The sequence below is a fragment of the Streptomyces sp. TS71-3 genome, from assembly GCF_018327685.1.
In the GTDB taxonomy this organism is placed as follows: domain Bacteria; phylum Actinomycetota; class Actinomycetes; order Streptomycetales; family Streptomycetaceae; genus Streptomyces.
The window spans coordinates 5,061,505-5,082,322 of the sequence record NZ_BNEL01000001.1; the positions used below are offsets into that span (position 1 = coordinate 5,061,505).

The following is a 20,818-nucleotide window of genomic DNA, read 5'->3' on the forward strand; positions in this document are numbered from 1 at the left end:
CGCGGTCGGGGCGTGAGTGGTGAGTTGTGACCCGTGGGCCCTACGGTTCGACGTCGCCGTCCACGTAGACCCACGCCCCCTCGATCCGTTCGAACCGGCTGCGCTCGCGCAGTTCACCGGCCCGGCCGCCGTCCGTGAAGCGGGCGCGGAAGGTGACCACGCCCGTGGAGTGGAACGCGGAGCCCGCCTCCGTCGCCAGGATCTCCAGGCCCGTCCAGCGCGGTCCGTCGCCGAGTTCGACGCTCACCGGCCGGGTGCGCGGGTGCCAGGTGCGCAGCAGGTAGGCCTCGTCCCGCACGGCGAACGCGCTGTACCGGGAGCGCATCAGCGCCTCGGCGGTGGGCGCGCCGGCGGCGCCGGAGTGGAAGCGTCCGCAGCACGCCTCGTACGGCTGTCCGGTGCCGCAGGGGCACGTCCGCGGTGCCGCCGCGGACGCGGACCGCGTTCCGCCCCTCGGGCTCTTCGGGTCGCGGGTGCTCTTCGGGCTTCTGCGGTCGCGCGGGGTGCCTGCGGTCATGTCCGCCATTGTGGCCGAACGGCGCGGTGATGGCCGCGGACGCGTTCGCAGGGCGACACCGTGCGCCCGGCTCCGGGCGGAGCACTCGCGTCCAGAACGTTGCCGCAGGCCCGTTGGTCGGGACGCGGGAGGCGGGGGAGGATGTGAGCGGCGGTGAGAGCACGTGCGGTGGCCCCGGTGACGCCGGCTGGCCCGAGGCCGGTCACCCGCCGCACAGCTCTTCTCGAACGGACAAGAGGACCCCCCTTTCATGACCCCAGAGCCCCCCTCCTTCCTTCTTCTGCCAGGCGCGGCCGGTTCGCCGGTCATCCTCCATGTCCCGCACTCCAGCCGGACCGTACCGGCGCCGGTACGCGAGGCGATCGTGCTCGACGACGCCGCGCTGGAAAGGGAGCTCGACCACATCACGGACGCCCACACCGCGGAACTGGCCGCCGAGGCCGCCGCGGTGGCCGGCGCGCGCGGCCCCTGGCGGTTCGTGAACGGCCTCTCCCGGCTGGTCGTCGACCCGGAGCGGTTCCCCGACGAACGCGAGGAGATGCGTGCCGTCGGCATGGGCGCCGTGTACACCCACACCACCCACCGCGCGCCCCTGCGCCCCATCGACACGGATCCGGCGCCGCTGCTCGACCGCTACTACCACCCGTACGCGGAGGCCATGACCGAGGCCGTCGAGGACCGCCTGGCCGCCACCGGGCGGGCCGTCATCATCGACGTCCACTCCTACCCCACCCACGCGCTGCCGTACGAGCTGCACGGCCACGGACCCCGCCCGCCGGTGTGTCTCGGCACCGACGAGTACCACACTCCTGCCGCCCTGCTGGAGCACGCCCGCGGGGTCTTCGCCGACTTCGGCGGCACGGACGTCAACTCCCCGTTCGCCGGCGCCTACGTGCCGCTCAAGCACCACCGCACCACGCCCGAGGTGACCTCGCTCATGCTGGAGATCCGCCGCGACCTCTACATGTCGGAGCCGGGCGGCCCGGCCGGCCTCGGGCTGGCCGCCCTGGGCACGGCACTCGCGGAGCTGGTGGAACGGGTGTCGGCGGGCTGAGGGCGGGCTGACGGCGGGGAGCCGGGCCGTCCGGTTCAGCTCGCCCGGCTCAGCTCGTTCTTGACGACCTGCCAGGCCGAGAGCGCCAGCAGCGGATGGGCGCCCAGCTCGACCAGGCGGTCGAAGCCGTCGGCGGCGAGGGCCTCGCGTTCGGCGGCGCCCAGGCCGCTGGCCGCGATGGCGGCGGGGCGGTCGGCGGCGAACCGGCCGCGGAACCCGGCCTCCGTGATGATCCGGCGCAGGAAGCGGTTCAGCGGCAGGCTCTTCGGCTCCGGGAAGCGGTAGTAGACGTAGTCGTCCTGGGTGAACGTGTGGCCGCCGTACCGCGGCACCTCGTGCCCGTCCGCCCCGGCGCCCACGCCGTCCGCGCCCGGCACCGCTGGCACGAACTGCACCACGCCGTGGCCGTGGTGGGACAGCTCCTGGTACGACAGCAGCGACCCCGGCGCCCGGCCGGCGAGGCCGAGCATCACGCACCAGGTCAGCAGCTCGCTCTCGCCGACCTCGTCCAGGTTCACGGGGGTGAGGTCCAGCAGCTCGTCGTAGCGGCCGGCGGCGGTCTCCTGGAGGATCCAGCGGTCGAAGGCGTAGTTCGGCTCCATGTACCGCGAGGTGCCCGGGAAGTGGGACATGCCGCCGCTCGCGATCACCGCGATCCGCTCGGGTCGGTGGGCCAGCGCCTCGGCGATCGCCCTGCCCAGCGCGTAGCAGCGGCGGGGGCTCGGGATCGGCGGCAGGTAGGTGTTGACCAGCAGCGGGATCACGGGGATGTCGCGGTCGCCGAGGACGTACTCGAACGGGGTGAGGAACGCGTGCCCCAACTCCGCGTCCTGCGAGTAGGCCAGGTCGAAGTCCCGGGAGATCACGCCTTTGAGCAGGTCCACCGCGACGTCCGTGTGGACCCGCTTGCGCCGCCGGAAGGTGGTGTACGCGGCCTCGCACTCCTCGGAGATCACCAGGGTGAAGGTGGGGACCGCCTCCAGCCAGAAGGTCTCCAGGTGGTCGATGCCGACCACCAGGACCGCGTCCGGGCGCGTCTCGTCCAGCACCCTGCCGAACGCGGCGAGCGCCTCCGTGCTCCTGTCCAGCTTGTCGAGCTCCTCGTACGAGGGCCGGCTCAGCAGTTGCGGAGCGTGCACCGCGGCCGCGGCGGCGACGATCTCGGCCATCTCTGCACTCCTCGTCTCTCCTCGGCTCCCGATCCGGCGGTCCGGCCGCCGAGGTCCGGTCCCGAGACACCCGACTCCGCGCACGCTAATCGTTGACAATTTTGCCGTCAAGGCTTCTCTGGGCCCGAGAGAAGCGTCTGGAGACCGCCCGAGGAGAGCCGCGCCGGCGGGGTGCGATGAGCACTGGCGAGTAGCCGTACACACAGCTCAAAGGGCTATTGCAAGCAGCGAACGGCACGAAGGCGGCGCCGTGGGCTGCCATGGCGATGGCCTGGACAAGCCGTTCCAGGATTGGCAACAATGTTGCGCGAACATGCTCGGTGATCGCGTCCACCGGCCGGCCTCGACAGCCGGCGGACCGCGGCGAGCGTCCGACCGAAGGGATGCGGACTGTGATTTTCGTGCTGGTGCCCGGCGCGTGGCACGGCGGCTGGTGCTGGGGCCGGGTCGCCTCCCTGCTGCGCGCCGCGGGCCACGAGGTGCACACGCCCACCCTGACCGGTGTCAGCGACCGCGCCCACACCCTCAACCCGTCGGTCGGGCTCCGTACCCATGTCGAGGACGTCGTCCGGCTGCTGGACGCGTACGACCTCACGGACGTCCACCTCGTCGGGCACAGCTACGCCGGCCAGGTCGTCTCGCAGGTCGCCGAGGAGCGGCCCGAGCGGTTGGCGCGCCGGATCCACCTCGACGCCTTCGTACCGGACGACGGGGCCGCGGCGATCGACCTGCTGCCGGCCGAGGTCGCGCACCACTACCGCGAGTCGGTGCGCGAGGCCGGGTTCGGCTGGCTGATCCCGCCCCGCTCGCTGACCGTCCTCGGCGTCACCGACGAGGCCGACGTGGCGTGGCTGACCGCCCGGCTCACCCCGCACCCCTGGGCGGCCTACACCGAGCCCGTCCGCATCGGGGCGGGCGCCGCCTCGGTGCGCGGGAGCTACATAGACTGCACCGACTGGCTGGGCGTCTTCGCGCCGTTCGCCGAGAAGGCTCGGGCCCTCGGGTGGGACGTGCACCGGCTGGCCACCGGCCACGAGGCGATGGTCACGGCGCCCGCGGAACTGGCGGCCCTGCTGACCGCACCGGACGGCACCGCGCCCGCCTCGTCCGCGGGTCCGGCGGAGTAGGGGGCGGGATGGATGGCCTGGTACAGACGCAGGGCCACCTCGCGGTGGACCTGGTCGACCGGATCCGCCTGGCCATCGCGCACGGCGAACTCCTGCCGGGGCAGCACCTGGTGGAGAACGACCTCGCGGCGATGTTCGGGGTCTCGCGCGGCGCGGTCCGCTCGGCACTGGTGGTGCTGGACTCCGACGGGCTGGTGACCCGCTCGCCCAACCGCGGAGCGCGGGTGCGCCCGATCTCGCTGGCCGAGGCGGTCGAGATCACGGAACTCCGCGCGGTGATCGAGGGCCTGTGCGCCGCGAAGGCGGCCCAGCGCGCCACCCCGGACGAACGCGCCGAACTGCGCCGCATGGACCACCGCATGCGCCTCGCCGCGGACACCGGGGACACCGCCGAGTACAGCCGCCTGAGCCAGGCCGTACACCAGGCCGTCCGGGAGATCGCGGCCCAGGCCACCGCGGTGGACGTCCTGGACCGCCTGCGCTACCGCAGCGTGCGCTACCAGTTCAGCCTGGCCCTGCTCCCGGGCCGCCCCCAGCAGGGCGCCGAGGAACACGGCGCGGTGGTCCGCGCGGTCGTCGCCGCCAAGCCCGAAGAGGCGGAACGGACAATGCGAGCCCACCTGGAGAGCGTCATAGAGGCCCTCTACGACCTGGCCACCCACGACATCCCGTACACACCCCCGACCCCCTGAACCGGGTCCCGAGCACGGAAATGTCAGGGGCAACCCTGATCAGGGGCGCGGGGAACTGCGCAAAAAACCCGGACGCACCCGCACCGAACCACCGTGCCGCACCGCCGCAACGAGCCCCGAGGCCAGGTTCCGAGCACGGAAATGTCAGGGCAACCCCGAACAGGGGCGCGGGGAACTGCGCAAAAAACCACGACGCACCCGCACCGAGTCACCGGAACCGCACCACACCGGCCAAACGCGCGCTATTTGCGCGCTACCGCCCCGAAGATCGGGGCAAACCCGTTGTGCGGCTCCTCATCGGCCAGTTCCGGCCGCCACTCACCCACCAGCACGATACCGGGATCCACCATCTCCATCCCCGTGAAGAACCGCTCGACCTCGGCCCGCGACCGGTTGACGAGAGAGATCCCCCCGGCCGCGTACACGTCCACGGCCTGCTGCATGCTCGCCCCGTGCAGATCGGCCGTGAGCTGCGACAGCACGAGATGGCTGCCGGCCGGCAGAGCGTCGACCAGGGTGCGCAGATGCTCGTGGGCGCCGTCCTCGTCGGTGATGAAGTGCAGCAGCGCGATCACCGACAGGGCGATGGGCTCGTCGAAGTCGAGCACCTCGCGGGCCTGCTCGACGATCGCCGCCGGGTCGCGGAAGTCCGCCTCCACGTACTCGGTGACCCCCTCCGGCGTGCCGTGCAGCAGCGCGGCGGCATGGGCCAGCACGATGGGATCGTTGTCCACGTACACGACCCGCGCCGCGGGCTCGGTGCGCTGCGCGACCTGGTGGAGGTTGGGTTCGGTCGGTATGCCCGTGCCGATGTCGAGGAACTGCCGCACGCCGGCCTCGCGAACCAGCCAGCGGGTGGCGCGCCGCATGAACGCCCGGTTGTCCTTGGCGCCCCGCTTCGCCAGCGGCGACAGCTCCAGGATCTGCCGGCCCAGCTCCTCGTCGACCGGGTAGTTGTCCTTGCCGTCCAGCAGCCAGTCGTAGACCCGCGCCGGGTGTGGTCTGCTGGTGTCGATCCGCTTGACGGAGGACTCCACTCCGGTCATGCGCTCCCCCTCTGATCCCCTGAAGATCCGCGATGGAAGTGCAGTTTGCCATCGGGGTCGACGGCGAGCGGCGGAATGTATCGTTCCGCGCCGAACGGCCGAATGGTTCAGGCCATCGGCGCCGCGCGAGCCGCGGGGTTCCGGGACCGCTCCCGGCGGGGTGCGTAAGACTGGGCGGGATCCGGGAACGCTCTCCCGGGGGACGGGAGTCGTCCATCTCCGACGGAAGGGTGTGCCGATGGCCGAGGAGAGCGTGGAGATCGTCATCGCCGCGGACGGCACCGTGGAGATGAGCGTCCAGGGCGTGGCGGGCACGCGCTGCCTGGCCGATACCGACCCGCTCGTCGAACTGCTCGGCGGGGCCGTCGAACACCACCGGCTCACCGAGGAGTCCTACCAGCAGGCCGAGGACGAGCAGCAGGACCGCCTGTGGCAGGGCTGACCCACCGGCCTGTCGCAGGGCTGATCCGCCACTCTCTGGCAGGGCTGACCCGCCGATCTGCGGGAAGGCTGACCTGCCTGCCCGTGACAGGCCCGCCCCGGGCACACCGCCGCCCCCGCCCCGCCCCGTGCACCCGCACGTCCCGCGGCCCCGCGCCCCGGCACGTTCCGGCGCGGCCGGGCCGGAAGGAGACCGCCGAGTGAGCAGCGTGGGCATCCAGGACGAGATCCGGCTCTACCTGCGGGCCCGGGTCGCGCTGATCGTCCTGGTCACCGTCGAGGAACTGCGCGCGCTCGACGTGCTCGACGAGGTGCGCAGGCACCGTGACCCGGCGTCCGACCTGGTCACCTGGGACCTCGCGGAGGGGCTGGAATCCGCCACGGGGCGGCAGCTGCCCAAGGCGGTCTCCCCGCCGGACGCGCTGGCGAAGATCCAGGAACTCGCGCTCAAGGAGCCGGCCCGCCGGGACCTGTACGTGCTGAAGGACTTCCACGCCTTCTGGGAGCGGGACCCCGCCGTGCGCCGGCGGCTGCGCAACCTCGCCCACAAGCTCGTCTACACCGGAGCCTCCCTGATCGTCACGACGCCCGTGCGCGGCATCCCGGAGGAACTGGGCGACGACGCCGTGGTGGTGGAGATGCCGCTGCCCGAAGCCGACGCGCTCCGCCGCGAGCTGGACCACCTCATCGACAGCACCAAGGGCGTGAAATCGACCCTCACGCCCGCGGGCCGCAGCAGGCTCGCGCAGGCCGCCCTGGGCCTGACGGCCGCACAGGCCCGCCGGGCCTTCGCCAAGGCCATCGTGCGCGACGACGTGCTGGACGACCGGGACATCGCGGCCGTGGTCGCCGAGAAGAAGGCCGTCATCCGGGAGAACGAGGCGCTGGAGTTCTACACCGCCGAGGAGACGCCCGACGACCTGGGCGGGCTCGACGTCCTCAAGGAGTGGCTGCGGCTGCGCGAGCGGGCCTTCTCCGACGCGGCACGGGAGTTCCGGCTGCCCGCGCCCAAGGGCATCGCCCTGATCGGCATCCCGGGCACCGGCAAGAGCCTGACCGCCAAGATGATCGGCGGGCTGTGGCGGCTGCCGCTGCTGCGGCTGGACGTCGGGGCGCTGTTCGGGTCGCTGGTGGGGGAGTCGGAGGAGCGGGTGCGCAGGGCGCTCAGACTGGCCGAGACCGTCTCGCCGTGCGTGCTGTGGATCGACGAGGTCGAGAAGGCGCTGGCGGCCGGCGGCCACGACGGCGGCACGTCTCAGCGGGTCTTCGGCGCGGTCCTGACGTGGATGCAGGAGAAGACCGCGCCGGTGTTCGTGGTGGCCACCGCCAACGACGTGAGCGCGCTGCCCCCGGAGACGCTGCGCCGCGGCCGTTTCGACGAGGTGTTCTTCCTTGACCTGCCCACCGAGGAGGAGCGGCGCGAGATCATGACCGTCCACCTGCGCAAGAGAGGCCGCGCGCCGGAGGCGTTCGACGTGCACCGGCTGGCCCGGGAGAGCGACGGGTTCGTCGGCGCCGAGCTGGAGCAGGTCGTCGTGGACGCGATGTACGAGGCGTTCGCCGAGGACCGCGACATCACCACCGACGACGTCGTCCGCGCCGCCGCCCGGACCGTGCCGCTCAGCAGGTCGCGGCGGGAGACCATCGAGGACCTGCGCGCCTGGCTGCGCGAGGGCCGCGCCCAGTCGGCGTCCTTCGGCGGCGCCGCGCAGGCGGCCCGCCACCAGGTGCCCGTCCTGGAGGTGTAGTGCCGACGCCCCGCACTCCGCAGCCCGCGCCCGCCGCGGCGCAGGCCGCGCCCCCGGTTGGCCCCGCCGCCGTCGCCCGTCTGGTCCGTGACGCCGCACGCCGGCAGGCACCCGGCCCGCCCGGGCCCAAGGCCCGCCGGGCCTGGCGCCGTCTCGTCAGGCTCTGCGCGGCGGGTGACCCGGAGGCCCAGGACGCCCTGCGCGAGCTGGCCGCGAGGCCGCCCGCCGCGCCCGGAGCGCTGAGCGACGAGGACGTGCTGCACGTGCTCGCGTCCGCGCCCGGCGAGGACGCCGACCGTGCCGCCTACCTCACCCTCGTCGGGCAGCGCGCCCAGCGCCAGGCGCTGGACCCGGACGGCACCCTGCTCGCACTGGCCTACCGCGCGGCGGCCCCGGACGTCCGCACCCGGCTGAGGACCCTGCTGTCCGCCGACGGCGACGTCGTCCGGGTGGTGGTCACCGGCGAGCGGCGCGAGCGGCTCGCCGAGCTCGGCCACGACGAGCTCGACTACCTGGGCCGCCATCTCGCCGAGCGCGGCGACTGGCACGAGCTGCGCCGGCTCGCCGCCGACCTGCCGCTGGCCGGCGCCGCGGCGGTGGCCCGGCTGCTGCCCGAGCGCGAGCGCGCCGAGGGGGAGCTCGACGGGGGCGCGGGGGAGCTGCTGCGGGCGCTCGCCGCCCGCTCGCCCGACCGCGTGCGCGCCGTCGTCGACCGGCTGCCGCGCCGTCACCTGACCGCCCAGCACGTCGGCAAGGACGCGGTGTGCGTCTCCTTCTCGCCGGACGGGGCCGAGATGGCCGTCAGCCACGCGCAGTGGCGCACCGACGACGACGCCCGCGACTCTCTCGACCGCTACCGGCCCCACAAGGTCCACATCGACGTGCTGAACCTCGGCACCGGCGAGGCCGAGCGGCGCTTCACCGGCGCCAGCGACCGGCTCTGGGAGCACCCGATACTGCATCGCGGCACCGATGTCGTCCTGCGGGGCACCCTGCACGACGACGACCTGCTGCGCGTCCATCCCGGCGGGCACGACCGCCAGCCGCTGGGCAGCACCGGAGCATTCCGGCCGGAGGGGCCCTGGCGGTCCAGCACGGGGGCGCTGATGGTGACCGCCACCGGGCTGGCCTTCGCCGACCGCGGTACCGGTGAGCTGCGCCATGTGCCGGTGGCGCTGGGCGCGGGGCCGGCGTGGCCCGCCGTCCTCGGTGCGCCGAGCGCGGCAGGTGCGGGGGGTGCCGCGAGCGGCCAGGCGCCGTCCACCTCCGAGGGGCGGGTAAGGGGCGGCGTGGTGCTGGCCACCCTGCCGTCCGAGGGACTTCTCGCGCTGCTCGGCGGCGCGGGCATCCACCTGCTCGACGAGCGCGGCCACCTGCTCCACCGCACCCCCGAGGACTTCGCCCCCGGCGTCGCGGACCTCGTCCACCCGGCGCTGGCGTTCCTCGCGCCCACCACCGTGGCCGTGCACTACTACGGCAGGGAGCCCGGCGCACCGGATCCCGACCAGTTCACCGACGTCTGGGAGTTCCCGCCGGACGGCGCGGCGCACCGCACCGCGCACCACAGGGGCCCCGTCCGGGAGCGTTGGCCGTGGCAGGAGTGGCAGGAGAGGTTCGCCCAGGGGCTCTGCCCCGGCGACGACTTCGTCCGCCGCATCTACACCTCCCACCCCAACCCGTTCTGGGACATCGACGAGGACACCCCATGGCTCCAGCGCTGGACCGGCCCCAACCCGCCGGCCATCGCCGGCACGGCACTGGTCTTCCACGGCATGGGGCCCTACGGCGACATGTTCGTCACCGGCGCCCAGAGCGCCGGCTACGGCCACCACCTCTTCGTGCACAGCCCGCACCTGCCGGCCGCACGCACCCTCCTCGAACAGCCCCTCGCCCACTGCACCCCCGGGGACCTCCGGAACGCCACGCGCCTGCGCGCCCGGATCGGCGATCCCGAGGTGCGGGACCTGCTGGGGCTGCTGGGCAGCGGGCTGTCCGAGCGGTTCGGCGGAGAGATCGCCCTCGGCTCGGGGGAGTCTTCCGCCACGGGCCCTGCCGGCCCCACCGACCTCGCCCTCGGCGGCCAGGGCCGAGGCGAGGGCCGGGAAGCGGCCGGGTGATCCGATGCGCGTGTGGACGGCGTCGCTGATGCTGCGGCTACGCCTCGCCGACGGCTCGCCGCGGCTCCGCCGGGCGCTTGAGGCCGTGTTGCGTGCCGCGGACGCCCAGCGGTCCGCGGGCCTGCGCGCGATGGCCCGCGCCCTCCGCAGGCACGGGCCGGAGGCGGTCTGGCGGGCCTGGCTCAACCCCGCGGTGTCCGGCCCCTCCCCGGAGCGCTGGGCGTCGCCCCTGCTGCGCCGGCCGCCCGTGCCACCGCCCGCGGCGGGCGAGCCGCCGACCGGCCCCGCGCCGCTGCCCGACTTCCTCGTGAACGCCGCCTGGCAGGAGTGGCTGCACGAGCACCACCCCACGCTCTGGTCCCTGCTGGCCCACTGGGACCGCCCGTCCACCGACGCCGACCCCCGGCAGCGGCTGCTCAGCCGGCTCGCGCTCGGGCACCCGGGCGTCACCCTGGACAGCCCGCTGCTCGCCGGCACCGCCCTCCGCTTCGACCACCCCGTCGGCGAGCCGGCCCGGGAGCGGCTGCTGACCCTGGCCGACGCCGAGGCCGTCGAACTGTTCTGCGCCGGCGCCCACGCCTCGCGCGCCGCGGTCGCCTTCTGCGCCGCCCACCACCTCGCCCCCTCGGACGAGGTCCGCAGGGCCGTGTTCTTCGTGCGCACCGGGCAGCGCGAGCAGTACCGGGCGCAGGACCCGGACGGCGCACTGCTCGCCCTCGGCTACCGGGGTGCCGGCGCGCAGGAGCGCCCGGCGCTGCGCGGTGCGATGACCGCCATGGGCGACCTGGACACCCTGCGGGTGCTGGCCGGGCAGCGCACCGAACGGGACTTCGCGAGCCTCACCCGGCAGGAACGCGCCTTCCTGGTACGGCAGCTCACCGGCCGCCAGGACTGGCCCGGCCTGTGGCGGCTTGTGCCCCTGATGCCGCTGGCCGAGGCCGTCACCGCCACCCGGGCCTTCGGCCAGTGGCGCCCGCCGGACGAGGAGGGCCGGGAGCTGTTCGCGGCACTGCGGGACGCCGATCCCGCGACCGTGCGCTACGGCCTCGGCGCGCTCTCCACGCTGCCGCCCGCCCTGGAGCCCGAGACCGTCGCCGTGGGCGCCCGCCTGGAGGCCGGGTTCACCCTGCACGACCTGGACTTCTCCCCGGACGGCCGGCAGCTTGCCTTCGTCGGGAGCGTGGGGCGGCGGTCCTGGGCGGGCACGGTGGACTTCGGCACCCGGAAGGTCACCGTGCTGCACTCCGCGTTCCCCTTCCGGGTGACCCGGGTCGCGCACCTGGGGGCGGAGACCGTCGTCGTCGCAGAGGACTACTCCAACCAGAACCGGTCCGCGCCGACCGACGCAAAGAAGCTCCACCTGCTGGACGGCGGTGGCGCAATGGAGCTGTCCTTCGAGGCGGCCCACTACCTGGGACTGGAAAGGATCGCCGGCGACCGGGCGTTCGCTGCGGTCGTGCAGGGCGCCCCGGCGGCACGGGGCACCGAGTACGGGCTGTTCACGGGGGCCGGCCCCGCGCCCGTCACCGACACCGGGGCGCTGCGGCGCACCGGGCGCTTCTTCCCCTGGACCACCACCGTCGACCCGTCCGGATGCCGTGTCGCGGTCCTGGGGCCCCTGCACGCGGTGATCACGGACCTTCCGGGCGGCACCGTGAACGAGCTGGACCCGGGCCCCGAGAAGCGCGTCATCGGCCCTCTCCTCGGCGCCCTCTCGCCCACCGCGCTGGCCCGGATCAACTCCGCCGGCCACCTGGACGTCTGGTACGAGCCCCTGACGACGCGGCAGCCGCCGCGCACCAGCCGCGCCTGGACCAAGGACACCGTCCCCGCCGCCCTCGCCTGGTCACCCGAGCTGAACCGTTTCCTCGCGGTGACCGGCACGCACGCGGAGCTGCTGTCCGTGCCACCGCATGCGGACGGCCCCGTGCCGGAGGACCTGGTCTCGCAGCGCACAGAGCTCGAAGGCGGCGTGGCGAGGGCCGCCTGCGTCCGGCTGTCCCCCGGGGGCGACCGGCTCGCCGTCGCGCGCTCCCACGGCACGATCGACGTCTACGACCTGGCCCCGAGGCCGTCCGCCATCATCGCGCCCATGGGACTGATGGGACGCGAGGACCTCGCCGAACTCACCGCGCTCGGCGGGAAACAGGAACTCGGCCCCAGCTTCCACAAGGCGCTGCGGTTGCTGTTCGCCTGCCTGGAGCACCGCTTCCGGTACGACATCGGCATCGGTGCCGCGGCCGGCGCCCGCGGCGCCTCGGACCTCGACATCGCCCTCGGCGGGGTTCAGGACGCCCGCCCGGGCCCCGGGCAAGGAGAGGGATGACCACCCGTATCGGTCTCGACTTCGGCACCGCCAACACCGTCGTGGCGGGCTGGGACCCCGAGCTGGGCCGCGGGGTGCCGATCCCGCTGCCGGGGATCGACGTGCTGCGGGACGCGGGCGCGGGCCCCACCCAGCGCGTGGTGCCCTCGCTGATCGCCTATACCGGCGACGGCGACGGCGACGGCGACGGCGGCGTGCACCGAAGGATCGGCGCCCAGGTCACCCCCGAGCTGGCCGAGACCCCCGGCGTCGCCGTCTTCGCCTCCACCAAGAGCAACGTCTCCGGACGCGCCTACGACGCCCCGCGCCCGGTCGGCGACCGGAAGATCACCGGGCGCCAGGCCGCGACCCGGTTCCTCGGGGACGTCATGGCGCTCGCGGTGCTCACCGTCGAGGACGACGACCTGGAGATCGTCGCCACCGCACCCGTCGAGTCCTTCGACGTCTACCGCGACTGGCTGGTGCGCGAGGTCCGCGAGGGGCTGCCCGCCGCCCGGCTGCGCGTGGTCGACGAGGCGACGGCCGCCGCCGTCGGCTACAGCGCACGCCTCCAGCCCGGCGACGCGTTCGCCGTGGTCGACTTCGGCGCGGGCACCCTGGACGTCTCCGTCGTCCGCGTCCAGGAGCCGGACGCGGTGGGCTCGGGCGCCGGCGTGCGCACCCTCGCCAAGAAGGGGCTCGACCTCGGCGGCAACACCATCGACGCCCTGCTCGCCGAACACGCCCTGGCCGGCTTCCCGCTGCCGCCGGGCGACCAGATCGGCCGCAGCACCGTCTTCCGGCGCCTGCTGGCCTCCGCGGAGCGCGCGAAGCGGGCGCTCACCACGGCGGACGAGGCGGAGATCAGCGCGCGGGACGCCCGCGACCCGGGGCTCGTGCACCGGACCACCGTCACCCGCGCCCGGTTCGACGCGCTGCTGCGCGACAAGGGCGTGCTGCGCCGCGTCAACCAGGCGCTCGGCGCGACCCTCGACGCCGCGGCGGCGCGCGGGTACGGCACCGGGGAGATCAGGCATGTCTTCCTGGTCGGCGGAACCTGCCTGATCCCCGCCGTGCAGGACCTCGTCCACCTGCACTTCGACCCCGAGGTGGTGCGTCTCGACCGGCCACTTGAGGCTGTCGCGGCGGGCGCCGCGGGCATCGCGGGCGGCGCCGAGCTGTTCGACCACATCCAGCACGACTACGCCATACGGCACGTCGATCCGGCCACAGGGACCTACGAGTTCGAGGTGATCGTGCCGGCCGGCACGGCGTACCCGACGCCGGAGCCGGTCAGGACGCTCTCCGTCAAGGCGGTCCACGAAGCCCAGCGCCGCCTCGGGCTCGCCGTCTACGAGCTGGCCCACGCGACGTACCGGGACGCGAGCGCGGAGCTGGAGATCGCGTTCGACGCGGGCGGCGGGGCCCGGGCGGTGGCGGTGACGCCGCAGCGGCGGCTGGAGCGGGCGATGCTGTGGCTCAACGAGGACAGCCCCACGTTCCTGGTGGCGGAGCCGCCGGCCACGGCGGGGGAGGACCGGTTCCGCGTCGAGTTCCGCGTGGACGTCCACAAGCGCCTCACCGTCACCGCGTACGACCTGCACCGCCACATCCGGGTCCTGGACGCCCAGCCGGTCGTCCGCCTGTCGTGACACCGAGGCGCCCGTCCGGCGACGGCACCGGCGACGGCTTTCCGCCGCCTGTGCCGGCCGGCCGCACACGATGAGAACGGGTGAGCCGCATGGAGAGAGCCGGAGGCAGAGGATGTCGCACTTCACACGGGTCCGCACCGCCCTGCGGGACGCCGACCTGCTGGTCACCGCCCTGGCCGAGGTCGGCTTCACGGACGTGGAGCAGCACGGGGCGCCCCAGACGCTGTACGGGTACCAGGGCGACGCACGGCCCGAGCGCGCCGAAGTGATCGTGCGGCGCGAGCACATCGGGAAGCTGAGCAACGACATCGGCTTCCGCCGCGGGGACGACGGCGCCTTCGAGGCCGTCATCAGCGAGTACGACGGCTCCGCCTACGACAACGCCTGGCTCACCCGCCTCACCCGCGCCTACGGCCACGCCGCCGCCCTGCGGTACGCCCAGGAGCACGGCTACGACGTGCAGTCCGACGTCAGCGAGGCGAACGGCACCCGCAGGCTCGTGCTGCGCCGCTACACCTGAGAGGGGGCGGGCGGGCCCGGCTCCGCCACCATTGACAATGGTATGACCAAAGTCTCATGCTGCGTGGAGTCCGTCCGAGCCTCCGCACGAGCACCGCCCGAACCGGGGCGGACCCGTGCCGGAGCAACCGAAGGAAGGCACAGGCACGATGCCGCACGCGCAGCACACCGCTCCCCGGTCGGTCGGCCTCGTCGGGCTCGGCGCGATGGGCCTGCCCGCCGCCGGGTTCCTCGCGAGGGCGGACGTCGAGACCCACGTCTACGACCCGGACGGCACCGTCATGGAACGGGCCGTCGCCGAGGGCGCGCGGCCCAGCGCCTCGATCGCCGACCTGGCGGCCGCGAGCGACGTCGTCCTGGTGATGGTCCCCTCCGACGAGGACGTGCTCGACGTCTGCTGTTCCGCCACCGGCGTCCTGCCGTCCGCCCGGCCCGGCGCCACCGTCCTGATCTGCTCCTCCGTCACCCCCGACACCTGCCGCGAGGTCGCCGCCCAGGCCGCCCCGCGCGGGGTCGACGTGCTCGATGCGGCACTCACCGGCGGGGTGCGCGGCGCCGAGTCCGGCGCGATCAACCTGCTCGTCGGCGGTGACGCCACCGCCCTCGAACGGGTCCGCCCCGTGCTCGCCCCCTGGACGAGGACCGTGCACCACCTCGGCGAACTCGGCGCCGGCCAGGTCGGCAAGACCGTCAACAACCTCTGCCACTGGGGCCAGCTCTCCGCCGTGGTCGAGGCCCTGCGACTCGGCCGCGACCTCGGCGTCCACCCCGCCAGGCTGCGCGCCGCCCTGCTCGACGGCCCCGCCGCCAGCCGCACCCTGGCCGAGATGGAGCTGATGCGCCTGACCTGGCACCGCAAGGACCTCGCCAACGCCCTGCGGATGGCCGACGGCGCCGGCCGCGACATGCCCGTCGCCCGCACCGCACGCGAGGCCATGGAGCACATCACGGTCGCCGACATCGCCGGGCTGTACGCCGACGGGGCGGAGGACCACGGACCCGCGGCTGCCGGGCCCGTGGCGTCCTGATCAGCGAAGCCCGGGGCGTCCTGATCACCGGGCCCCGGGCCCTGATCACCGGGACCCGGGCGTCCTGGTAACCGGACCCTCGGGCGTCCTGATCGCGAGGCGCCCTGATCGGAGGGCCGCCGCACGGCCCGCGGACGCCGCCGGCGGCACGGGGCGGTCGTGCCGGCCACCGAGCCGGTCACCGGCCCCGCTCGCCCATCCGGTCACCGGCCCGCCCGCCGGGTCACACGTCACGCGCCCGCAGCAGCAGCCCGCCGGCGAGCAGCGCGGCGGCCGACCAGGCCGCGAGCACGCCGAGCCCCGCCCAGGGTCCGATGACCACCCTGTCCTGGTGGACCGTCACCTGCACCGCCAGCCCCGCGGTCATGGGACCCGCACGCTCCAGGCGCCGATGCCAGTCGGGGTCGGCGACCACCGTGGCCAGCAGCGGAAAGAGGTACAGCAGCGCGAGCACCGCCCCGACGGCAGCGGCCGAGTCCCGGACGGCCGTGGCAACGCCCAGGGCGAGCAGCGCCACCAGCACGAGATAGAGCACCGAGCCGGCCGCCGCCCGCAGCATCGGGCCGCCGGACGGCGGCAGTGCGGGACAGCCCTGCACGCCGCCGACGCCGAGAGCGGGCAGCACGAGCAGGCAGGCCAGCAGGGACCCGAGCACGGCCAGCACCCCCGCGGCCAGCACCGCGCCGGCCACGACGCCCGCCTTGGCGGCCAGGGCCACCGTCCGGCGGGGCACCGCGGTGAGGGTGGTGCGGATCATGCCGGTGCCGTACTCGTCGCCGATCACCAGCACGGCCAGGACCGCCGCCGCGGCCTGACCCAGCATCACCCCGGACAGCGCGGTCCGCACCGGGTCGCCGCCGGCCTTCGGAGCGGGGCAGCCGGCGGTCGCGGACGTGGCGGCGCCCAGCGCCACGGTGAGCACGACCATGCTGGCCGGCAACCAGGCGGGGGCGGGCACGGTGCGCAGCTTCGTCCACTCCGCGTGCAGCGCCAGCCGCGCGGTCTCCCGGTCCGCCGAGCGCAGCCGCCGCGGGAGCAATGCGCCGCCGGGCAGGACCACCGCCGCCTGAGCAGCCGGGCCGCCGCCGGGCTGGACCGCCGCCTGAGCAGCGCGCCCGCCACCGTGCCGCTCGTCCGCCACCGCGTTACCGTCGCGCCGCTCGTCCGCCCCGGCGCCCCGTCGCCCGCCCGGCTCCCCCCCTCATGCGTCACGCCTGCGGAAGGCGTACCCGGCCAGGGCCAGGGCGAGCACGGCGTAGCCGCACAGCACCGCGAACCCGGCCCACGGCGACAGCGGGAAGTACCCGTCGGCCGGTGTGTACCCGGCGTCGACCTGCGGGTACACGGGCACGGTCTGCTGGACGGCGAACGCGGCCGCAGGGGTCAGCCGGGTCAGCCACCGGGAGGGTCCCGGCGCCAGCACCGAGGCCACGGCGATGACGTACGGCAGGACGATCGCCACCACGGCGACGGTGACCGCGGCCGCGCCACGCCGCAGCAGGGTGCCCACGGCGAGCGTCCCGACCGCGGCGGCCCCGAAGAGCGCCCCGGTGCCGAGGATCACCCGCAGCTCGGCCGCCGCCGTCACCGGGTACAGGTAGAAGCCGCTGTGCCGTGCCAGGGCGCCCACCAGCGGCACCGTCAGCGCCGCGGCGGCGGTCCCGGTCAGGAAGGCGACGGCTCCGATCACCGTGGCCTTCGCCGCCAGCGCCCGGCCGCGGCGCGGGCCCGCGAGCAGGGTGGTGCGGATCAGGCCGCGGCGGTACTCGGCCGTGACGAAGAGGGCGGCCACCACGATCACCGCCATCAGCCCGGCGAACGCGCCGATGAGGATGTTCCCGGTCGTCCTGGTCCCCGAGCCCTGTCCGGGCGCCGCCGGAGCGATGTCACCGGAGCCGCTGACGGTGAATCCGCCGCCGTCCTGGCGGTAGCCGGCGAACTGCCGTGCCACGGACGGGCCGCCGACCGCCGTACCGGACCACGACCGCCCCGCCGCCCCGGACCCGGCGGGCCCCGAGAAGGCCACGTGGTCGAAGCGGGAGGTGGCCACGGTGGGGCCGCCCCGGCTGCTCGCCCCGTGCACCGAGTGGCTGGTCACCTGGTAGTCGGGGGAGGTCGTGAACAGCCCGGCCCGCACCGTGCCGGGCAACCCGGGCAGGCGGACCCTGCCGATGGTGTGCCAGTGCTCGCCGTCGGCGGACTCGTCACCGGTGAGGGTGGTTCCGGTACGGGTGAGCCGCAGCCACCGCGGGGAGTCCGCCGTGACGCGGCCGGGCCGCCCCGCCAGGTCGCCGGTGTAGTCGTACTGCATCCGCGCGCCGTGGCCGCCGGTGACCAGGACGGCCGCGTAAGCCGACCCCTGCCCGGTGCCGTCCTTGACGATGAGGCCCGCCTTCGCCCACGGCTGGACGCCCGCCGCCGTGCTCGCGGCCCGCTCCCCGTCCGGGCCGGGGGCGCCCTGCACATGACGTCCCGTCAGCGAGGCGATCCGGGCCGTGATGCTGCCGTCGCCGGTCAGCGGGCGGTGCACGAAGTAGAAGCCGTCGCTCACCGGCTCGCCGCCCGGCCCGGTCGGCGGGGTGTGGTCGCATCCGCCGCCGCAGGGCAGGCCGTTCGCCGAGCCCAGCGCTCCGAAGAGCACGGTGAGCAGCACGGCGGCCAGCATCCCCAGCACCCAGCCCCGTACCGTGCGGAACTTGGTCCACTCCGCGTGCAGCAACCGGACGAACCCGCCGCCCACCGGGCGGGGCCCGGAACGGGACGGCCGCACCGTCTCGTCGCTCATGACCCCTCCCGCCCGTCTCGGGCCGGCGCGCGGCCCGAACCCGCGCCCCCTCTGGCCGGGCTGACGCCGCGCGAGACCGAGGTGCTCCGCCTGCTCGCCGCCGGCCTGTCCAACCCGGAGATAGCGGAACGCCTCGGTGTCACCGGCGAGACGGTCAAGACCCATGTCAGCCGCGTCCTCGGCAAGCTCAACCTGCGCGACCGGACCCAGGCGGTCGTCGTCGCCTACGAGACGGGGTTGGTGGTACCGCAGGGCCGGGAGCCCGGACAACGGCGTTGAGCCCTGTTGCTCCGATGGGCCTGATACGTTTCACGCCCTTTCATAGGGAAGCGGTTCCAGAATCCGGCCCGCACCTCCACGCGACCTCTTGCCCACGGCGGAGAGGCCCCCTAATCTGACGCCCTGGCGCCAACGGCCCCTTGGCCCAAGGGATTTGAACGTATCAATCCCACCCTTCGGAGAGGGGCTCGCGTGCGCGCCACCCGCCGGGCAGGACGGCCCGGCGCCTCCCCGTACCGCCCGGAGCCCGGACACCGCCCCTCCGCGGACTCCCGAGTTCGACCGTACTTCCCGTACGTCCCGGTTCATGCATCCATGCGACAGACACCGCGGCGCGCGCACGGCCGCAGGGAGGTTGATGTGAAGCGTTTCCAGAGAAGAGGGGGAGCCGCCCGGACAGGCGGGTCCCTACCGCGCGCCGGCCGCCTCGTGGCCGTCGCCGCGCTGGTGGCCGCCGGTACCGCGGGCCTCGCGCCGTCAGGCGCGGCCGCCGCTGCCCCAGTGGCCCCCGCACCCGTGGCCGGGCCCGCTCCGGCCGCCACCCTCACCACCGAGCACCTCGGCCACGCGCCGGTGAGCGTGCACACCAGCGGCGGCAACCTGGTGAGCTGGCGTTCGCTGGCGGGCGACGCGGCCGGCACGGCGTTCAACGTCTACCGCGCGAGCTCGGCGAGCACGGCCGGCACCGCGGGGACCGCGAAGGGGACCGGCTCGGCGAAGGCGGCGGTGCAGCCGAGGAAGCTGACGGCGTCGCCGGTGCGGGGCGGCACGGACTTCTTCGACCCGGGCGCTCCCGCCACCGCCGACTACACCATCCGCCCGGTGGTGCAGGGGATCGAGCAGCCGGAGGCGGAGCACGCGATCCCGTTCGCGGACGGCTACCGCGACGTGCCGATCTCCCCGCCGGCCGGCGGCAGCGGCTACACGTACGAGGCGAACGACGCCTCGGTGGGGGACCTGGACGGCGACGGTGACCTGGACTTCGTGCTGAAGTGGCAGCCGACGAACGCCAAGGACAACTCGCAGTCCGGCACCACGGGCAACACCGTTGTGGACGGCTACACCCTCGAAGGAACCCGGCTGTGGCGCATCGACCTGGGCCGCAACATCCGCTCGGGCGCGCACTACACGCAGTTCCAGGTCTTCGACTACAGCGGCGACGGCCGTGCCGAGGTCGCGATGAAGACGGCCGACGGCACGGTCGACGGCACCGGCAGGACCATCGGCAACGCCTCGGCGGACTACCGGAACTCCAGCGGTTACGTGCTGTCCGGGCCCGAGTTCCTCACCATGTTCGACGGGCGCACGGGCGCCGCCCTGAGCACCGTCGACTACGTTCCGCCGCGCGGCACGGTCTCCTCCTGGGGCGACGACTACGGCAACCGGGTTGACCGCTTCCTGGCGGCCACCGCCTATGTCGACGGGCAGCACCCGTCGCTGATCGAGGCCCGCGGCTACTACACGCGCACCGTGATCAGCGCCTGGGACTTCACCGGAGGGAAGCTGACCCGCCGCTGGACCTTCGACACCACCAGCTCCACCAACTCCGGCAAGGGGTACGACGGCCAGGGCAACCACAACCTGTCGGTCGCCGACGTCGACCGCGACGGCCGGGACGAGATCGTCTACGGCGCCATGGCCGTCGACGACAACGGAAGCGGCCTGTGGACCACGAGGAACGGCCACGGGGACGCCATGCACGTCGGCGATCTCGACCCGTCCCGCCCGGGCCTTGAGGAGTTCAAGGTGGACGAGGACTCCTCGAAGCCGTCGTCGTGGATGGCGGACGCGCGCACCGGCCAGATCCTGTGGTCCACGTCTCCGAACGGCGACAACGGGCGCGGGGTGAGCGGCGACATCTGGGCGGGCAGTCCGGGCGCCGAGTCCTGGTCGTCGGCCGCGGACGGGCTGCGCAGCACCAAGGGCACGGTGGTGGGCCGCAAGCCGTCCAGCGCCAACTTCCTGGCGTGGTGGGACGGTGACACCACCCGGGAGCTGCTGGACGGTACCCACATCGACAAGTACGGCACCAGCAGCGACCAGCGGCTCCTGACGGCGGACGGCGTGCACGCGAACAACGGCACGAAGGCCACCCCCGCCCTCTCGGGGGACATCCTCGGCGACTGGCGCGAGGAGGTGGTCTGGCCGACGAGCGACAACAGAGCGCTGCGCATCTACTCCACGCCGTACCAGACCGACACCCGGATCACCACGCTGCTCCAGGACCGGCAGTACCGGGAGGCCCTGGCCTGGCAGAACACCGCCTACAACCAGCCCCCGCATCCCAGCTTCTTCATCGGCTCCGGCATGTGAGCGGGGCCGCCGGGCGCTGAGCGGGT

The 20,818-nt window shown here is 74.3% G+C and carries 16 protein-coding genes and 1 pseudogene; 12 read left to right on the forward strand and 5 right to left on the reverse strand.

From position 1 onward, the window contains the following. Positions 1-40: 40 nt before the first annotated feature. Positions 41-517 (reverse strand): YchJ family protein, encoded by a 477-nt coding sequence (locus Sm713_RS20560; RefSeq protein ID WP_212911033.1) that lies wholly within the window; start codon positions 515-517, stop codon positions 41-43. A gap of 250 nt (positions 518-767) precedes the next feature. Between Sm713_RS20560 and Sm713_RS20565 the strand changes: the two genes are divergently transcribed. Continuing rightward, entirely contained in the window at positions 768-1,571 is an 804-nt protein-coding gene (locus Sm713_RS20565; protein WP_212911034.1) for an N-formylglutamate amidohydrolase, read from the forward strand. A gap of 35 nt (positions 1,572-1,606) precedes the next feature. Here the strand turns inward: Sm713_RS20565 and Sm713_RS41210 are convergent, their stop codons facing one another. Then, positions 1,607-2,740 carry a hypothetical protein gene (locus tag Sm713_RS41210; protein ID WP_212911035.1) on the reverse strand — a complete coding sequence of 378 codons (1,134 nt, stop codon included), beginning with the start codon at positions 2,738-2,740 and terminating at the stop codon, positions 1,607-1,609. A gap of 383 nt (positions 2,741-3,123) precedes the next feature. On the opposite strand from Sm713_RS41210, the gene Sm713_RS20575 reads away from it, so the two are divergent. Together Sm713_RS20575 and Sm713_RS20580 are read left to right on the forward strand one after the other, a co-directional pair. Continuing rightward, the gene (locus tag Sm713_RS20575) at positions 3,124-3,867 is read left to right on the forward strand and encodes an alpha/beta fold hydrolase (RefSeq protein WP_212911036.1); all 744 of its coding nucleotides are present in this window, start codon (positions 3,124-3,126) and stop codon (positions 3,865-3,867) included. Between the two features lie 8 nt (positions 3,868-3,875). Then, complete coding sequence (locus Sm713_RS20580; protein ID WP_212911037.1) at positions 3,876-4,559, forward strand: GntR family transcriptional regulator; 684 nt, start codon at positions 3,876-3,878, stop codon at positions 4,557-4,559. 242 nt (positions 4,560-4,801) lie between these two features. Here Sm713_RS20580 and Sm713_RS20585 read toward each other — a convergent pair whose 3' ends face one another. Beyond that, a complete protein-coding gene (locus Sm713_RS20585; protein WP_212911038.1) occupies positions 4,802-5,605 on the reverse strand; it encodes an SAM-dependent methyltransferase in 804 nt (267 codons plus the stop codon). Between the two features lie 238 nt (positions 5,606-5,843). Here Sm713_RS20585 and Sm713_RS20590 point away from each other — a divergent pair, with 238 nt between their 5' ends. The 7 genes from Sm713_RS20590 to Sm713_RS20620 all read left to right on the forward strand — a co-directional run bounded on the left by Sm713_RS20590 (position 5,844) and on the right by Sm713_RS20620 (position 15,415). Next, entirely contained in the window at positions 5,844-6,047 is a 204-nt protein-coding gene (locus Sm713_RS20590) for a DUF2997 domain-containing protein (protein WP_212911039.1), read from the forward strand. Between the two features lie 199 nt (positions 6,048-6,246). After that, positions 6,247-7,794, forward strand: coding sequence for an AAA family ATPase (locus Sm713_RS20595; RefSeq protein ID WP_212911040.1), 1,548 nt, complete (start codon positions 6,247-6,249; stop codon positions 7,792-7,794). Then, positions 7,794-9,911, forward strand: a complete 2,118-nt coding sequence (locus Sm713_RS20600) for a hypothetical protein (RefSeq protein WP_212911041.1) — start codon at positions 7,794-7,796, stop codon at positions 9,909-9,911. The genes Sm713_RS20595 and Sm713_RS20600 overlap by 1 nt, the downstream gene beginning before the upstream one ends. 4 nt (positions 9,912-9,915) lie before the next feature. Beyond that, complete coding sequence (locus Sm713_RS20605; protein WP_212911042.1) at positions 9,916-12,237, forward strand: hypothetical protein; 2,322 nt, start codon at positions 9,916-9,918, stop codon at positions 12,235-12,237. Beyond that, positions 12,234-13,868 (forward strand): Hsp70 family protein, encoded by a 1,635-nt coding sequence (locus Sm713_RS20610; protein ID WP_212911043.1) that lies wholly within the window; start codon positions 12,234-12,236, stop codon positions 13,866-13,868. Before Sm713_RS20605 ends, Sm713_RS20610 begins: the two co-directional genes overlap by 4 nt. A 112-nt stretch (positions 13,869-13,980) precedes the next feature. Beyond that, on the forward strand, positions 13,981-14,388 hold the full coding sequence (locus Sm713_RS20615) for a DUF1257 domain-containing protein (RefSeq protein WP_212911044.1): 408 nt from the start codon (positions 13,981-13,983) through the stop codon (positions 14,386-14,388). Between the two features lie 148 nt (positions 14,389-14,536). Next, complete coding sequence (locus Sm713_RS20620) at positions 14,537-15,415, forward strand: NAD(P)-dependent oxidoreductase (protein WP_212911045.1); 879 nt, start codon at positions 14,537-14,539, stop codon at positions 15,413-15,415. Between the two features lie 223 nt (positions 15,416-15,638). On the opposite strand, the gene Sm713_RS20625 is transcribed toward Sm713_RS20620, so the two are convergent. Both Sm713_RS20625 and Sm713_RS20630 read right to left on the reverse strand, forming a co-directional pair. Beyond that, positions 15,639-16,556 (reverse strand): ABC transporter permease subunit, encoded by a 918-nt coding sequence (locus Sm713_RS20625; RefSeq protein ID WP_249416411.1) that lies wholly within the window; start codon positions 16,554-16,556, stop codon positions 15,639-15,641. Positions 16,557-16,616: 60 nt separating this feature from the next. After that, on the reverse strand, positions 16,617-18,200 hold the full coding sequence (locus Sm713_RS20630; RefSeq protein ID WP_212911046.1) for an ABC transporter permease subunit: 1,584 nt from the start codon (positions 18,198-18,200) through the stop codon (positions 16,617-16,619). Between the two features lie 21 nt (positions 18,201-18,221). On the opposite strand from Sm713_RS20630, the pseudogene Sm713_RS20635 reads away from it, so the two are divergent. Both Sm713_RS20635 and Sm713_RS20640 read left to right on the forward strand, forming a co-directional pair. Then, a pseudogene (locus Sm713_RS20635) lies at positions 18,222-18,479 on the forward strand (response regulator transcription factor); the annotation flags it as partial. 429 nt (positions 18,480-18,908) lie between these two features. Beyond that, positions 18,909-20,792 carry a rhamnogalacturonan lyase gene (locus tag Sm713_RS20640; RefSeq protein ID WP_283249810.1) on the forward strand — a complete coding sequence of 628 codons (1,884 nt, stop codon included), beginning with the start codon at positions 18,909-18,911 and terminating at the stop codon, positions 20,790-20,792. Positions 20,793-20,818: the final 26 nt, after the last annotated feature.

What these genes read in the sequence shown, in the direction of transcription:
- Sm713_RS20605 (WP_212911042.1), top strand. Translation starts at nt 9,916, where the DNA reads ATGCGCGTGTGGACGGCGTCGCTGATGCTGCGGCTACGCCTCGCCGAC.
- Sm713_RS41210 (WP_212911035.1), bottom strand. Translation starts at nt 2,740, where the DNA reads ATGGCCGAGATCGTCGCCGCCGCGGCCGCGGTGCACGCTCCGCAACTG.
- Sm713_RS20585 (WP_212911038.1), bottom strand. Translation starts at nt 5,605, where the DNA reads ATGACCGGAGTGGAGTCCTCCGTCAAGCGGATCGACACCAGCAGACCA.
- Sm713_RS20630 (WP_212911046.1), bottom strand. Translation starts at nt 18,200, where the DNA reads ATGAGCGACGAGACGGTGCGGCCGTCCCGTTCCGGGCCCCGCCCGGTG.
- Sm713_RS20575 (WP_212911036.1), top strand. Translation starts at nt 3,124, where the DNA reads ATGCGGACTGTGATTTTCGTGCTGGTGCCCGGCGCGTGGCACGGCGGC.
- Sm713_RS20590 (WP_212911039.1), top strand. Translation starts at nt 5,844, where the DNA reads ATGGCCGAGGAGAGCGTGGAGATCGTCATCGCCGCGGACGGCACCGTG.
- Sm713_RS20615 (WP_212911044.1), top strand. Translation starts at nt 13,981, where the DNA reads ATGTCGCACTTCACACGGGTCCGCACCGCCCTGCGGGACGCCGACCTG.
- Sm713_RS20580 (WP_212911037.1), top strand. Translation starts at nt 3,876, where the DNA reads ATGGATGGCCTGGTACAGACGCAGGGCCACCTCGCGGTGGACCTGGTC.
- Sm713_RS20560 (WP_212911033.1), bottom strand. Translation starts at nt 517, where the DNA reads ATGACCGCAGGCACCCCGCGCGACCGCAGAAGCCCGAAGAGCACCCGC.
- Sm713_RS20610 (WP_212911043.1), top strand. Translation starts at nt 12,234, where the DNA reads ATGACCACCCGTATCGGTCTCGACTTCGGCACCGCCAACACCGTCGTG.
- Sm713_RS20620 (WP_212911045.1), top strand. Translation starts at nt 14,537, where the DNA reads ATGCCGCACGCGCAGCACACCGCTCCCCGGTCGGTCGGCCTCGTCGGG.
- Sm713_RS20565 (WP_212911034.1), top strand. Translation starts at nt 768, where the DNA reads ATGACCCCAGAGCCCCCCTCCTTCCTTCTTCTGCCAGGCGCGGCCGGT.